General features: G+C 70.9%; 15 protein-coding genes. 8 read left to right on the plus strand and 7 right to left on the minus strand.

The window, feature by feature from the left end; genetic code table 11:
* The first annotated feature begins 378 nt into the window (after nt 1-378).
* The 3 genes from OG937_44200 (at nt 379) to OG937_44210 (ending at nt 2,412) form a co-directional block, all read left to right on the plus strand.
* Nucleotides 379-1,131, plus strand: coding sequence for an SDR family oxidoreductase (locus tag OG937_44200; protein ID WUD78230.1), 753 nt, complete (start codon nt 379-381; stop codon nt 1,129-1,131).
* Nucleotides 1,132-1,225: 94 nt separating this feature from the next.
* A complete protein-coding gene (locus tag OG937_44205) occupies nt 1,226-1,861 on the plus strand; it encodes an NADPH-dependent F420 reductase (protein ID WUD79070.1) in 636 nt (211 codons plus the stop codon).
* Nucleotides 1,862-1,968: 107 nt separating this feature from the next.
* A complete protein-coding gene (locus tag OG937_44210) occupies nt 1,969-2,412 on the plus strand; it encodes a DUF6210 family protein (GenBank protein WUD78231.1) in 444 nt (147 codons plus the stop codon).
* A gap of 139 nt (nt 2,413-2,551) precedes the next feature.
* On the opposite strand, the gene OG937_44215 is transcribed toward OG937_44210, so the two are convergent.
* The gene (locus OG937_44215) at nt 2,552-2,734 is read right to left on the minus strand and encodes a DUF6210 family protein (GenBank protein ID WUD78232.1); all 183 of its coding nucleotides are present in this window, start codon (nt 2,732-2,734) and stop codon (nt 2,552-2,554) included.
* A 170-nt stretch (nt 2,735-2,904) separates the two neighbouring features.
* Between OG937_44215 and OG937_44220 the strand changes: the two genes are divergently transcribed.
* A complete protein-coding gene (locus OG937_44220) occupies nt 2,905-4,152 on the plus strand; it encodes a phosphodiester glycosidase family protein (GenBank protein WUD78233.1) in 1,248 nt (415 codons plus the stop codon).
* 98 nt (nt 4,153-4,250) lie between these two features.
* On the opposite strand, the gene OG937_44225 is transcribed toward OG937_44220, so the two are convergent.
* Nucleotides 4,251-5,315: a hypothetical protein gene (locus OG937_44225; GenBank protein ID WUD78234.1), complete on the minus strand. Its 1,065-nt coding sequence runs from the start codon at nt 5,313-5,315 to the stop codon at nt 4,251-4,253.
* A 53-nt stretch (nt 5,316-5,368) separates the two neighbouring features.
* The gene (locus OG937_44230) at nt 5,369-5,725 is read right to left on the minus strand and encodes a hypothetical protein (GenBank protein WUD78235.1); all 357 of its coding nucleotides are present in this window, start codon (nt 5,723-5,725) and stop codon (nt 5,369-5,371) included.
* Nucleotides 5,726-6,147: 422 nt separating this feature from the next.
* Between OG937_44230 and OG937_44235 the strand changes: the two genes are divergently transcribed.
* Nucleotides 6,148-7,173 carry an NlpC/P60 family protein gene (locus OG937_44235; GenBank protein ID WUD78236.1) on the plus strand — a complete coding sequence of 342 codons (1,026 nt, stop codon included), beginning with the start codon at nt 6,148-6,150 and terminating at the stop codon, nt 7,171-7,173.
* 124 nt (nt 7,174-7,297) lie between these two features.
* Nucleotides 7,298-8,026 carry a DinB family protein gene (locus OG937_44240; GenBank protein WUD78237.1) on the plus strand — a complete coding sequence of 243 codons (729 nt, stop codon included), beginning with the start codon at nt 7,298-7,300 and terminating at the stop codon, nt 8,024-8,026.
* Here OG937_44240 and OG937_44245 read toward each other — a convergent pair.
* Together OG937_44245 and OG937_44250 are read right to left on the minus strand one after the other, a co-directional pair.
* Nucleotides 8,016-8,159: a hypothetical protein gene (locus OG937_44245; GenBank protein ID WUD78238.1), complete on the minus strand. Its 144-nt coding sequence runs from the start codon at nt 8,157-8,159 to the stop codon at nt 8,016-8,018. The genes OG937_44240 and OG937_44245 overlap by 11 nt on opposite strands.
* A gap of 73 nt (nt 8,160-8,232) precedes the next feature.
* Nucleotides 8,233-8,784 carry an SDR family NAD(P)-dependent oxidoreductase gene (locus OG937_44250; GenBank protein WUD78239.1) on the minus strand — a complete coding sequence of 184 codons (552 nt, stop codon included), beginning with the start codon at nt 8,782-8,784 and terminating at the stop codon, nt 8,233-8,235.
* Nucleotides 8,785-8,858: 74 nt separating this feature from the next.
* Here OG937_44250 and OG937_44255 point away from each other — a divergent pair, with 74 nt between their 5' ends.
* Nucleotides 8,859-9,227, plus strand: a complete 369-nt coding sequence (locus OG937_44255; GenBank protein WUD78240.1) for a hypothetical protein — start codon at nt 8,859-8,861, stop codon at nt 9,225-9,227.
* 113 nt (nt 9,228-9,340) lie between these two features.
* Here OG937_44255 and OG937_44260 read toward each other — a convergent pair whose 3' ends face one another.
* Complete coding sequence (locus tag OG937_44260) at nt 9,341-10,090, minus strand: 1-acyl-sn-glycerol-3-phosphate acyltransferase (GenBank protein WUD78241.1); 750 nt, start codon at nt 10,088-10,090, stop codon at nt 9,341-9,343.
* 238 nt (nt 10,091-10,328) lie between these two features.
* Nucleotides 10,329-10,967 (minus strand): hypothetical protein, encoded by a 639-nt coding sequence (locus OG937_44265; GenBank protein WUD78242.1) that lies wholly within the window; start codon nt 10,965-10,967, stop codon nt 10,329-10,331.
* Between the two features lie 290 nt (nt 10,968-11,257).
* Between OG937_44265 and OG937_44270 the strand changes: the two genes are divergently transcribed.
* The gene (locus OG937_44270; GenBank protein ID WUD78243.1) at nt 11,258-12,766 is read left to right on the plus strand and encodes an FGGY family carbohydrate kinase; all 1,509 of its coding nucleotides are present in this window, start codon (nt 11,258-11,260) and stop codon (nt 12,764-12,766) included.
* The last annotated feature ends 16 nt before the right edge of the window (nt 12,767-12,782 follow it).

Here is a 12,782-nt window from a genome sequence, read left to right on the forward strand (position 1 = left end):
GTCTGCGTCCACCCACCCCCGCCCGCAGGGCGTTGCGGGGGTCCTCGCCGGCAGGTTGCCGAGCGAGCGCGCGGCGCACCCCGGACCAGCCCCCTCGCCCGGCATGTCCCGGGTGTTTGACAGGCCCGATGGCCGGAGCTATATATTGAGCGCACGCTCAATAAAACATCCGGGGAGCCTCACGGACGGATCGCACCGCATCCGCGAACGTGAGCGCGAACCCTCGCGCGGGCCGTGCATCGCCGCCGCGACCTGCGGACCGCACCTCCTCGCGCGTCGGCGCCGCCCCGTCGGGACAGGCGCCTGTCCGGCGACTTGGCCGGCCCCACCACCACTCATGCGAACCCGGCCACGGCGTGGCCGGGGACAGGAGGACCCATGACCGACAGAGCACTGACCGGCAAGGTCGCGCTGATCACGGGCGGATCCCGCGGTATCGGCGCCGCGACGGCCGTCCGGCTCGCCCGTGAGGGCGCCGACGTCGGCATCAGCTACCAGGCGTCGGCCGAGAAGGCCCAGGAGGTGGTGAAGGCGATCGAGGCGCACGGAGTGCGCGGCGCCGCCTTCGCCGCGGACCAGTCCGATTCCGAACAGGCCGCGCACCTGGTCGACTTGGTGATGAACTCGTTCGGCCGCCTCGACATCCTCGTCAACAACGCCGGCGTGTTCGTGACCGGCCAGGTGGACGCCGAGGGCATCGACGTGGACTCCTTCGACCGCCAGTTCGCCATCAACGTCCAGGGCCTCGTCGCCACCACACGCGCCGCGGTCCGGGTGATGGGCGAAGGCGGCCGGATCGTCTCCATGAGTTCGACGGCCGCCGACCGCGCGCCCTTCCAGGGACTCGGCGACTACGCGGCGACGAAGGCCGCCGTGGACGCTTACACCCGCGGCTGGTCCAGGGACCTCGGCCCTCGGGGGATCACCGTCAACTCCGTGCAGGTCGGTTCGGTCGGCACCGACATGAACTCCGACACCGGACCGTTCGCCGACATCCAGCGCTCCATGAACGCGCTCGGCCGCTTCGGACGGCCCGAGGAGGTCGCGGGGGCGATCTCCTTCCTCGTCGGCCCCGACGCCACCTTCGTCACGGGCGCGATGCTGCTCGTCGACGGCGGCTTCTCGGCATGAGTGCCGCGGCCGGCGACGGCTTACGGCCGCCCGGACGCACGACCAGCGGCGGGGACCGGCGACGGCGCGCAACACGCCGCGTCAGTCCCCGCCCATCCCAGGGACCGACCAACCACAGAGAGCAGCAGTCACCATGCGCATCGGATTCATCGGCGCGGGCGCCATCGCCCAAGCGTCCGCCACCGCCTTCCTCCGCGGTGGCCACGAGGTGGTCTTCAGCAACAGCAGGGGGCCCGGGTCCCTCTCGTCGCTCGTCGAACACTTCGGACCCCGTTCCTCGGCCGGCACCGTAGCCGAGGCCGCCCAGCACGACGTGGTGCTGCTCTCCGTCCCCTGGCGGTCCATCCCCGGGGCGGTCGCCGGGCTGGGACCGTGGAACGACCGGATCGTCATCGACACCAACAACCCCCTGCAAGCCCCCGACTTCGTACCCGCGGACCTGCACGGCAGCACGTCGAGCGAGGTGGTCCAGGACCTTCTCCCGGGTGCCCGCGTGGTGAAGACCCTCAACACCTGGCGGCCCGCGCTCCTCGCCGCGGATCCGCACCGCGAAGGCGGCCGGCGCGTCCAGTTCGTCTCCGGCGACGCACCCGAAGCCCGGGCCGTCGTCAGCCGGCTGCTGGAATCCGCCGGGTTCGCCGTGATCGACCTCGGCGGCCTCGCCAGGGGCGGCGCGCTCCAGCAGTTCCCGGGTGGACCGCTCCCCACGCTCGACCTCGTCCGGTTCTGAACAGGACGTCGGGCGAGGTGGTTCGGTTACTTCACCTGGGCGCCCCGCGTCGTGAAGACGGTCACCTCGTCCATGTCCCCACGCACTTCTGTGCGATCCTCCTGATCATGACCGATGCAGGTGGTGGCAAGCGGCACATCTTCCTTGACCCTCTTGACACGGGTTCCGGTCAGGGCTGGGTCTTCGTCATCGTGGCGGCACCTACCGGCGTGGTCTACCAGAACCAGGGTGGGGGGTACGGCTGCATCCAGTACGAGCAAGAAGGTTTCCTGATCCCGGTCTTCGGGCGGGGGCTGGACGACGAGCTGAAGGAGATCTTCGTCGGGGAGCTGCAGGGAACCGGTGCCAGAGGGCTGGACTGGCCGGCGGACCTGCTCGATCGGCTGAGGGCAGCGGTCGCCTTCCACGTCTTCGGCTCCGCGAACCGGGACGACGTCTTCCCTGCGCCGCTGATGCTCGACGAATCCCGGCTCTCCGAGGTGGACGAGGCGTGGGTTCCGGTCGTGACACCGGATGGCCCCGGGGTACTCGTGTGGGAGAACTCCGATTAGACGATCCCAAACGTCGGTGGGTGGACCAGATCAGGACGCCTGAGTCGGTCGCCGAGCGGCGTTTCGCTCGACCGGAGAACAACCGTGCGCCGGCGGGGCCTGGTTCAGCGAGCACAAGGCGAATGGCTGATCGCGGCGTTCAGTCCGAGTTGAACCACACCAGCACCGCGGGGCCGTCCGGTGTGATCACCGGTACCCAGGCCTCGTCGGCCTCACGGATCCGGCTCTCGTCCAGCCGCAGGGGATGCGGCTCCTCCGTGGTGCCGTCGGGAGCGAGGAAGGCGAAGCGCCGGGAACTCATGGCCCCGGTCTTCAGGGTCACCGGCCGCGAGCTCAACGACCTGAACACCCCTGCGGCGGACGAGATGTAGCCCACGGCCCGCCAGGATTCGTCGACCCGTCAGGAAATTGCCACCAGCACGTCTTTCAAGCCCCTTCTGATGGCTCCGCCAGTACTCGTGCGTCATGCACGCACATACGACGGGACATCAGATGACGAGAACGATCGGTCGGGTCCGCGGGGCAGCCGTTTCCGCGGCGGCGTTGATCACGACGACGACGATGCTGTTCGGCGCAGGGGCAGGCCAGGCGGACGCCGTCGAGCGGGTCCGGGTGGCGGACGGCGTGACGATCGCGCCGGGCATCACCTACCAGTCCTTCTCGGTGACCGCGTCGCACGGCACGGTCACCGGCCATGTGGTCACCGCCGATCTGCGCGACCGCCATGTCTCGGTGGGCCTGCTCTCACCGGGGAAGGTCGCCTCCCGCGCCAAGCTGTCCCAACTGGCCGCGGCACAGGGCGCGGTGGCCGGTGTCAACGCCGACTTCTTCAACATCGACGAGACGCAGCACCCTGGCGTCCAGGCGACCGGCTCCGCGGTCGGACCGGCGATCTCCGACGGTGTGGCGCTCAAGGCGGCCGTACCGAACGGTCAGCGCTTCGGGCCGGGTCTGCCCCCCGGGACGTCGACCCGCGATGTCATCGGCGTCGGCTACAACCACAAGGCGCGGCTGGACGAGCTCACCCTCGACGGCACGGTACGGGCCCAGAAGGGCAAGCGGTTCGACCTCGAGGGGCTGAACCAGTACGCGATCCCCGAAGGCGGGATCGGTGCCTTCGACTCGCGGTGGGGAGACGTGTCGCGCCGGCGCGCCGTGTGCGGCACCGACACCCTGCGCGCTGCCGCCTGCACCACGGACGCCTATGAGGTGACCGTGCGGGACGGCCGGGTGGTCTCCGGGTCCGACACGATCGGCGCCGGCGCCATCGAACCCGGCACGGTGGTCCTGGTCGGCCGCGAGGGCGGGGCGGCGGCACTCCGTACGCTCCGGGTGGGCGAGCGCGTCCACGTCTCCGACAAGCTGCGGAGCACCAGCGGCAAGCGGCTGAAGTTCGCCGTCGGCGGGTACCCCGTCCTGCGCGACGGCGCGCCGCTGCCCGGCCTGGACGACAAGGCCGTGGCGACCAGGACCGGAGCCGCCATCGGCGACAACGGCCGGTTGCTCCACCTCCTGGTGCTGGACGGCAGCGCGGAGGCGGGCGCCGGACTGACGGTCGCCGAACTGGCCGGAGTCTTCCAGGCCGTGGGCGCCGAAGACGGCGTGAACCTGGACGGCGGCGGCTCCTCCACCCTCGTGACCCGTGACCCCGTGTCCGGCGCGCCGGTCGTCCGGAACCATCCCACGGGCGGCGCCGAGCGCGCGATTCCCGAAGGCATCGGGCTGTTCTCGCGCGACTGACCCGGCCGCACCCGGGTGGCGTCGCCGCTGCCCGGGTGCACGCGCGGGCGCGCCGGGCCGGCGGAGTCGGCGTCCCGGGCGCCGGACCTGCCGGGCCCTCAACCCCGGCCCTCGTCCGGGGGTGCCCACAGCGCGGCCCGGACCGTTCCCTCCTCGATGTCCTTTTGGGGAAGTCGCAGACCGAGCGCGTCGTCCAGGGCGTGGAAGTACAGTTCGAACGCGTCGGTCAGCTCGGGGTGGTCCAGTTCGGCACGGCGTATGGCCTGGTTGAGAAAGTCGAGCCGGCCGCCCCGGTAGTAGGGGGCCTGGCCCCGGTGGTACCAGATCAGTTCCAGTGCGCCCCAGTCGTCGTCGACACGGTCGCCGTCGCGCGTGTAGTCGAAGGTGTAGATGGCCTTCGCGGAGCAGGCGCTCAGGCACACCGTCTCGGTGACCCCGAGCCGGGAGAGTGCCGCTCTGCCGGCCCGGTTGCCGGGCGGCGTCTCGTGGTACATCAGGAACGCCCAGTCGCCCGCCTGCCCGAAGCAGCAGGACTTCCAGGCGGTGTCCCAGTGGTCACGGCCGTGGCCGTCGATGCGGTGCAGGTCCGACCGACGTGTCCCGTCGGCGACATGCTCCGGGTCGGCTCCGTACAGCAGCGCGATCTCCTCGGCGCTGACGTCCTCGCCGCGGAAGAAGACGAGGTTGGTGTACGGGTCCTGATCCTGCCAGGTCCGGGCGATCCAGGCGAGGCCTTCCAGCGGGTCGCGTCCGCACGGGCGTGCCCGTGTTCCGTCCACGCCGCCGCTGCGGAATCGGCTTCCCCAGGCGGGATTGATCTCCTCCAGCATCTTCGCCTGCCCGGCGACGAGGTTGCCGACGGGGCCCTGGCCGGGGGAGCGGGCCACGATGTGCTCGGCGAGGTGACGGACCGCTTGCTCGGCGGCGTAGTACAGCACTCGGTCCACGTCCCGGGTGGCGAAGACCTCCTGGTAGGGGCCGTTGTAGCCGTGCACCGTGCCGTCCTCGTCCAGGACGAGGAGGAGGCCGCCACGGTGGCCCGCGCGCTGTGCGTACTGGTCGGGGGACGTGCCGATCGGCGGGAGCATGGCGTCGTCGAGCAGGTCGGAACCCGCGACCGTCCGCTGCCATGCCTGAGCGAGTGTGTGCTCCGTCATCTGCATGGGCGTCAGTATGCGGCGGGGCACTGACACAGCCCCTTGCGCACATGTGATGGTCAGCTGCCGGCGGGGACAGAGGGTGCCGTTGCGCGTCGACGGTACCTGAAATGGTTGACGGTCCCCGCGCTGGCCTTGCCCAGAAGCACCACGGTCGCCAGAGCCAGGACGAGGATGGCCGCGTTGACCCATCCCGGAACCAGGTCGTATGAGGCGTTGCATTTGTTGTGCAGGGGAAAGACCTGGGCGAACTCCTGGAAGTGTGCTGCTCTGTAGTCGGGATCGTAACGCTCGCCCGCGACGAGTTCGCAGGTCTCCCGTACGTCCATGCCACCGGAGAACGTCCCGTAGACCCAGGTGACGAACATGGCGGCGGATGTCCCCGCCGACAGCAACAGGCTTCCCAAGGACTTCACTTGGTGGATCCCCCCTCCTTCGCGGACAGAGAAGAGGCTACCGCCCGCCCTGCACGGACCCGACGCCGGTCACCGGAAAGACGGAATTCACGGCGGCCCGAATGCGGGAAACCCGTCAGGGGTATTGATGGCGCGTATCCGGGGCCGATGCCGATGTGGCTGAAATGCGCCCGATATTGAGGCAACTTTTCGGGGTGTGACCTGCGCCACATCGGTGGAGAAGGATGGTGCGGGTAAAGAAATAGTGGCTGGACGGCCTTTTCCCTCCAGGGGTTTGATTCGGTCGCGAATCAATGATTAGTGTCGTGACTCGAACCTCTGACCGGTCGGTCATCCATTCGGGATGGCGGCGGAGGTTCCCGCCGATTCTCAAGTGCCGTACGCGTGCGCCAGGCGGCCGGAGGAAGAAGGAGCTCGCGCCAGTGGCGTCCCACCGTCGTCCCAAGCAGGCCGGTCGCACACGTGTCACCGTGCTCACCGCGACCGCCGCCGCAGCCGTCGCCCTGTCCGCGCAGGCAGCCCAGGCCGCGCCGGCCAAGCCGTCCGTCAAGAGCGTCAAGGCCAAGGTCGACGGTCTCTACGAGCAGGCCGAGCAGGCGACCGAGAAGTTCAACGGCGCCAAGGAGAAGCAGCAGAAGCTGCAGAAGCAGGTCGAGGACCTGCAGGACGAGGTGGCCCGCGAGCAGTCGGAGCTCAACGACCTCCAGGACGACCTCGGCACCCTGGCCAGCGCCCAGTACCGCAGCGGCGGCATCGACCCGACGCTCCAGCTCTTCCTCTCCGCCGACCCGGACACCTACCTCGACAAGGCGTCCACCCTCGACCAGCTGAGCACCAAGCAGGCCGAGGCGCTCCAGCAGATCGCGGAGAAGAAGCGCACCCTCAACCAGCAGAAGGCGGAGGCCGCGAGCAAGCTCAACGAGCTCGACGAGACCCGCACCGAGCTGGGCAAGAAGAAGAAGGAAGTCCAGGCGAAGCTCGCCGAGGCGCAGAAGCTCCTCAACTCGCTGACCGCCTCACAGCGCGCTTCCCTCGCCGCCGCCGACGCCCGCGCCAACCGCTCCAACGAGCGCGTCGACCTGGGCAACGACACCCCGGCCTCCTCCCTCGCCGCCGCCGCCCTCGCCGCGGCCAAGACCAAGCTCAACCTGCCGTACGTCTACGGCGCGTCCGGTCCCAATGCCTTCGACTGCTCCGGCCTCACCTCCTGGGCCTACGCCCAGGCCGGCGCACACATACCGCGGCCTTCCCAGTTGCAGGCCAACGCGGGCACCCGTCTGTCGATGAGCCAACTCGCGCCCGGCGACCTCGTCCTCTTCTACGGCGACCTGCATCACGTGGGCCTCTACGCGGGCAACGGCATGGTCCTGCACGCGCCGCGCACCGGCACGCTCGTGCGCTACGAGTCCATCAACAACATGCCGTTCCAGTTCGGCGTCCGCATCTGAGCGCCTTGTGCCCTGCGCCGAGCGCTGAGGGCACGGGCCGGGAAATCAGTCGCGTCCCGTGAAGTGAGCCGTTAGCTTCGCCTGGGCGCAGTGACGAAACGCGACCGCGGAGGGAGCCGGACACATGCCGACAGAGGGCGCGCGGACCGACCGGCTGGGCTTGCTGCTCGACCAGTTCGACCACGCCCGGGAGATGGCCCAGGTGCGGCTCGCGGGGCTCGGCGACGAGGAGTACCTGTGGGAGCCCGTGCCCGGTTGCTGGTCGATCCGGCGCCGGGGTGAGGCGACGACACCCAGGGCGTTCGGTCCGGGGGAGTGGGTGCTGGACCTGGGCGCCCCGGACATCCCGGCGAGCGAGTACGCGGAGGTGGCCCGGCAGGCCGCAGGAGGCATGACCGTCGACAAGATCGCCGAGGACTGGAGCGTGAGCGTCGAACGGGTCGAGCAGGTCCTGGCCCACACCGGCCCGCCGGAGCCCGACCGGACACCGGTCACGACCATCGCGTGGCGCCTGGGGCACATGCACTTCTGCTTCGCGGGCGGATGGGAGTGGACCTTCGGCCAACGGCGGCACGAGCCCAAGCTGCTCGTGGACTTCACGCCCTCCGCGGCCGTGGCACTCCAGCGGTTCTGGGCGGTGATCGACCGCTGGCGCGAGAGCGTCGCCACCGTCACCGACGAGCAGCTCGACACGATCGGCTTCTCGCAGTACCCGTACGGCTCCGACCCCGACGAGCCGTTCGTCGGCGTGCTGGCGGGCGGCAACCTGGAACTCATCCACCACATGGCCGAGATCGCCCTGCTCCGCGACCTGTGGCGGGCCAAGGGTGCCTCCGGGACCCTTACCAGTTGATCTTCGCCGTCAGGAAGGGCTCGTTCTCCGGGGCCTCCTTGCGGGCCCGCAACACCTGCTCGGCAGGCGCGCCGACCGGCACGCGCAGCGCAGGCGCGGGCTGTTCGATCGTGTCGGCCACCGCGGCGGCCACGTCCTCGGGGGTGATGAGCTCACCTCGGAGGACGGGCAGGGCCGCGTAGAGCGGGGCATAGGGATCGTCCTCCTTAAGGAAGACCTTGGCGCGCTCCCCGCCCCCCCGAGGAGACGGCGCCGGTCTGCACGACGCTCACCTTGATGCCGAAGTGACCCGTCTCGATGGCGAGCGTCTCGGCGAGCGCCTCCAGCGCCCACTTGCTGGCGCCGTAGGGGCCGATCATCGGCAGCACCAGGCGCCCCTGGATGCTGGAGACGAACACGAGACGACCCGCCCCCTTTTCGCGCATGGCGGGCAGCACCGCCTGCGCCACCCGCAGCGCTCCGAGGGTGTTGAGCCGGAAGAGCCGCTCGACCTCCGAGAGCGGCACGCTCTCCAGGGGCGCGCGTACCGTCTCCCCGGCGTTGCTGATCAGGACGTCGACCTCGCCGGCGTCCTGGACGGCCTGGTCGACGCTCTCCTGATCGGTGACGTCGAGCCGCAGGCGCCGGTCGGCGGGGAGGTCGGCCAGCGTCTCCGGGCGGCGTGCGGTGGCGATCACGCGATGGCCCCGAGCCGCCTGCTCGACGGCGATGGCCCGCCCGATGCCTTTGGACGCGCCGGTGATGAGTACGGACGACATGATCGACCTCTTCATTGCAGTGGGCGATGCGCCACGGACGGCCGGGCGGCCCGCGCGGCACCGGTGGGTCAGGGGTGGCCGACGCGCACGAGGAGCTTGCCCGTGTTCGTGCCGTCGAAGAGCTTCTGGAGGGCTGCCGGGGCCGCGGTAAGCCCTTCGACCACATGCTCGCGGCTGCGCAGCTCGCCCCGGCCTACTCCCCGAACGGAACCAAGCGCCTCATCCGCCATGACCTCGACGGGGGTCTCCTCGACCCCGATGGACGCTGCCAGGAATGCGGTGCGGCCGTCCCGGTCCCGGAAGTCCGCATGGAACCCGGACCGGGCTTCCAGCCTCAGGGGACCGACGACGATCCCGTCTCCAGTGCGATCAACACCCCGCGGCGGCTGCTCGAGCCCATCGTGACGGCGCGCACCCCGGCGCGGGGGCGGGGCCGCGAATAGCGCACGTGGCGTGCCGTGAGCGACCGGTTGGCGGCGATCACGACACGGCCGGCGCCCAACTCACCTGCGGGCAGTACCCGTTGCCGCTGCGCGCGGCCCCGCAGCGTTGCGGGTCACTCGGCGCGCCGGCGTGCCGCACGGCGCACGCTGTGGCGTTCGGCGGGCGGCTGCTCGGCGCGGATGTCGGCGAGGAGCGCGGTGATGGCGGTCATGATGTCCTCCGTGGCGTCCTTCAGAACGCCCGGCGTGAGCTCCTTGCCGTGGTGGCGGCTGAGGTCGACCGGGGGTCCCGCCACGACGTGCACGGTCTGGCGGGGTACCAGCCACACCCGGCGGTTGCCGCGTCCCCCGCGCGCGTAAGGCGGTGCGATCCGGTGCGCGCCCCACTGGGCGACCGGGATGACGGGCGCGCCGGTCGTCAGCGCGATGCGTGCCGCACCGGTCTTGGCGGCCATCGGCCACAGGTGCGGGTCGCGCGTGACGGTGCCCTCCGGGTAGACCGCGACGCACTCGCCCTCGTTGACGGCGGCGATCGCGTCACGGAGCGCCAGCGCGGCGTCGGCGGTTCCACGGTGGACGGGGATCTGGCCGGTCTTGCGCAGCACCGTGCCGACGAAAGGGATGGTGAAGAGGGATGCCTTGGCGAGAAGCCGGGGCGGCCGACCGCTGTTGTACTGGAAGTGCCCGTAGGTGAGCGGGTCGAAGTACGAGATGTGGTTGACGGCGGTGATGAAACCGCCCTCGGCGGGTATGTGCTCGTGCCCGCGCCACCGGCGCCTGACGAGGACGAACAGCACGGGTTTCGCGATGCCCGCGGCCAGCCGGTACCAGAAGCCGTAGGGGCTGTGTGATCTGCCGGACACCCCGGTTCCTCCCTCACATGCGCGGCGCTGACCGGCCGCTCGTTCCTGTCGTTCCCCGGTGCGTGGCAGACCGGTGGCGTGTCAGGCGTCCTCGTCGGCTCACCGTTCGCCGGGAGCGCCCTGCACGTCCGACAATTTACTTGATTAGGCAAGAGCCTAATGGGTGTGTGGTGCAACGATCAACTTGCCTCCCGGCCGTCGCCCCCGCCCCCGGCCTGCCGCCCCCTGGATTGCGGCGTCAGCCGCCCGGAAGGCCGACGGCGTCCGGTGTGCGGCCGGCGAGCCAGACGGCGATCCGCTCCTTGAACTCGCGGATGACGTACGGGCTGTCGTCAAGCACGATCCACTCCAGGTGCCGCAGGACGTTCTCCGAGCGGTCCGGGTGGCGCACCGTGAGCACGTCGACGCCGACCTCGCCCGTCGAGGCACAGAGGTACACGCTGCCGTCGAGCGCCATCATGGCGAAGCCGGGGTGGCCCGCGTGGACACCGAGGAACGCCGATGCCGCGCCCCGTCCCATGATGTCCCAGCGCTCCAGGAGCCGGACCCGCGACCAGACCGCCGGCGCGACGTGGCTGCCGTTGTGCAGGTTCCACAGGGCGGCCTGGTGCGTTCGGGCGCCCTGCGGAAGCTGGACGAGGAATTCGCGGCGATGGTCGAAAAGTCCTGAGGCGACGGCGAGGTCGTACCAGTCCTCGTTGAGCCGCTCGACGAGACGTGGGGTGTCGTACGGGTGGGAGAAGCTGCCGTCCACGTCCTCGGTCGCGTACCCGTGGACGAACGGCATCGTGCCGTCCGGCACGGCGTTCGGGATCACCTCGAGGCCGGCCCGCCGCAGCGGCCGGTACACCTTGCGGTCGCGCTCCCGGATGCCCATCGGCGCCTGTTCTACCAGGCCCGCGGCGCTCCGTCCCCCGACTTACCGGAGCCGACGGGCGGAGGCGGCCGGCCGGGCGGCCGTGTGCAGCCTGGCCCGTCGCCTCCGCCCGATGTCCCCGCCGACGACTCGGGCCGCTATCCGGGCAAGCGGGCAGGGCGCCTTCGGCGCGCGACGCGAAGGGTGCGGCCGGGACGCGGGAGGCGGGGCCGGCGACGAATGATGCGCACCTGTCCACAGCAGGACCGCGTTTTCGGTGTCACGGCCCACCCGTGTGGTGACATGCAGGTATGGCCTTTCTCGGTGTCGACGTCGGCACATCCAGCAGCAAGGGCGTCCTGGTCGACGCATCGGGCACGGTGATCGCGACCGCCGTTCGCACGCACACCGTCTCCCGCCCGAGACCAGGACACGTCGAGATGGACCCCGAGGTGTGGTGGCGGGAGTTCTGCGGCATCACCCGCGACCTCCTGTCCGGCGGTACGCGCGTGGAGGCGGTCGGCGTCAGCGGCATGGGCCCCTGCGTCGCTCTGGCCGACGCCGCGAACCGGCCGCTGCGTCCGGCCGTCCTGTACGGCGTGGACACGCGGGCCGTCGCGCAGATCGCCCGGCTCGACGCCGAACTCGGCCGCCGCGCCGTCCTCGACCGCTGCGGCAGCGTGCTGTCCACACAGGCGGTGGGGCCGAAGGTGGCCTGGGTGGCCGAGCACGAGCCCGAGGTGTTCGGCGCCGCACGGCGGCTGTTCATGCCGGCCTCCTTCCTCGCCCATCGGCTCACCGGCGCCTACGTGCTCGACCACCACTCGGCAAGCCAGTCGGTCCCCTTCTACGACACCCGGGCGCAGGAGTGGTACCGCCCCTGGGTGGACGCGGTGTGGCCGCACGCGGAACTGCCCGAGCTTCGCTGGCCCGGTGACCAGGCCGGCACGGTGACGGCCGGGGCGGCAGCGGCAACCGGGCTCCCGCCGGGCACACCCGTCCTCACCGGAACGATCGACGCCTGGGCCGAGGCCGTCAGCGTCGACGCGACCCGACCGGGCGACCTGATGCTCATGTACGGCACGACGATGTTCCTCATCGCCACCGTCACCGGGCAACTGCGCGTGCCCGAATTGTGGAGCACCGTCGGCGCCTTCCCGGGCACGCGCTCACTCGCCGGCGGCATGGCCACCTCCGGCGCGGTCACCGAGTGGCTGCGCGGCCTGTTCGGCTCAGCCGACCGCGCGGACCTGCTGGCGGAGGCCGCGGACAGCGGCGTCGGCGCGCGCGGGCTCGCGATGCTCCCGTACTTCGCCGGTGAGCGGACACCGATCGCCGACCCCGACGCTCGCGGGGTGATCGCCGGTCTGACCGTCGAGCACACCCGCGGCGACCTGTACCGGGCCGCACTGGAGGCCACCGCTCACGGCGTGCGCCACAACATCGAGGCCATGTGCCAGGCGGGCGCCGACATCGAGCGGGTCGTCGCGGTCGGCGGGGGCACGCAGGGCAGGCTCTGGACGCAGATCGTCTCCGACGTCACCGGGCTGCCCCAGGACATCCCCAGCGTCACCGTCGGAGCCGCCTACGGGGCCGCCCGGCTCGCCGCCCAATGGGACGGTGGAACGGCCACCGCGACGTGGAACCCCGTCCAGGAGCAGTGCGTACCGGACCCGGCCACGGAGGCTGCGTACGACAGGCTGCACAGCCTCTACCGGGGCCTGTACCCGGCGACCCGCGACACGGTCCACGCCCTCGCCCGCCTCCAGCGTGACGCCGCGGGAATCGCGGGCGCCGGGTCGGACCCCTCGACTTCCTGACGGGCCGTCACACCCC

The sequence above is a fragment of the Streptomyces sp. NBC_00510 genome, assembly GCA_036013505.1.
Taxonomy (GTDB): Bacteria; Actinomycetota; Actinomycetes; order Streptomycetales; family Streptomycetaceae; genus Actinacidiphila.

Excerpts from the sequence above, each read along its gene's own strand:
- OG937_44265 (WUD78242.1), bottom strand. The coding sequence starts at position 10,967 with ATGGGCATCCGGGAGCGCGACCGCAAGGTGTACCGGCCGCTGCGGCGG.
- OG937_44220 (WUD78233.1), top strand. The coding sequence starts at position 2,905 with ATGACGAGAACGATCGGTCGGGTCCGCGGGGCAGCCGTTTCCGCGGCG.
- OG937_44225 (WUD78234.1), bottom strand. The coding sequence starts at position 5,315 with ATGCAGATGACGGAGCACACACTCGCTCAGGCATGGCAGCGGACGGTC.
- OG937_44240 (WUD78237.1), top strand. The coding sequence starts at position 7,298 with ATGCCGACAGAGGGCGCGCGGACCGACCGGCTGGGCTTGCTGCTCGAC.
- OG937_44270 (WUD78243.1), top strand. The coding sequence starts at position 11,258 with ATGGCCTTTCTCGGTGTCGACGTCGGCACATCCAGCAGCAAGGGCGTC.
- OG937_44200 (WUD78230.1), top strand. The coding sequence starts at position 379 with ATGACCGACAGAGCACTGACCGGCAAGGTCGCGCTGATCACGGGCGGA.
- OG937_44250 (WUD78239.1), bottom strand. The coding sequence starts at position 8,784 with ATGTCGTCCGTACTCATCACCGGCGCGTCCAAAGGCATCGGGCGGGCC.
- OG937_44210 (WUD78231.1), top strand. The coding sequence starts at position 1,969 with ATGACCGATGCAGGTGGTGGCAAGCGGCACATCTTCCTTGACCCTCTT.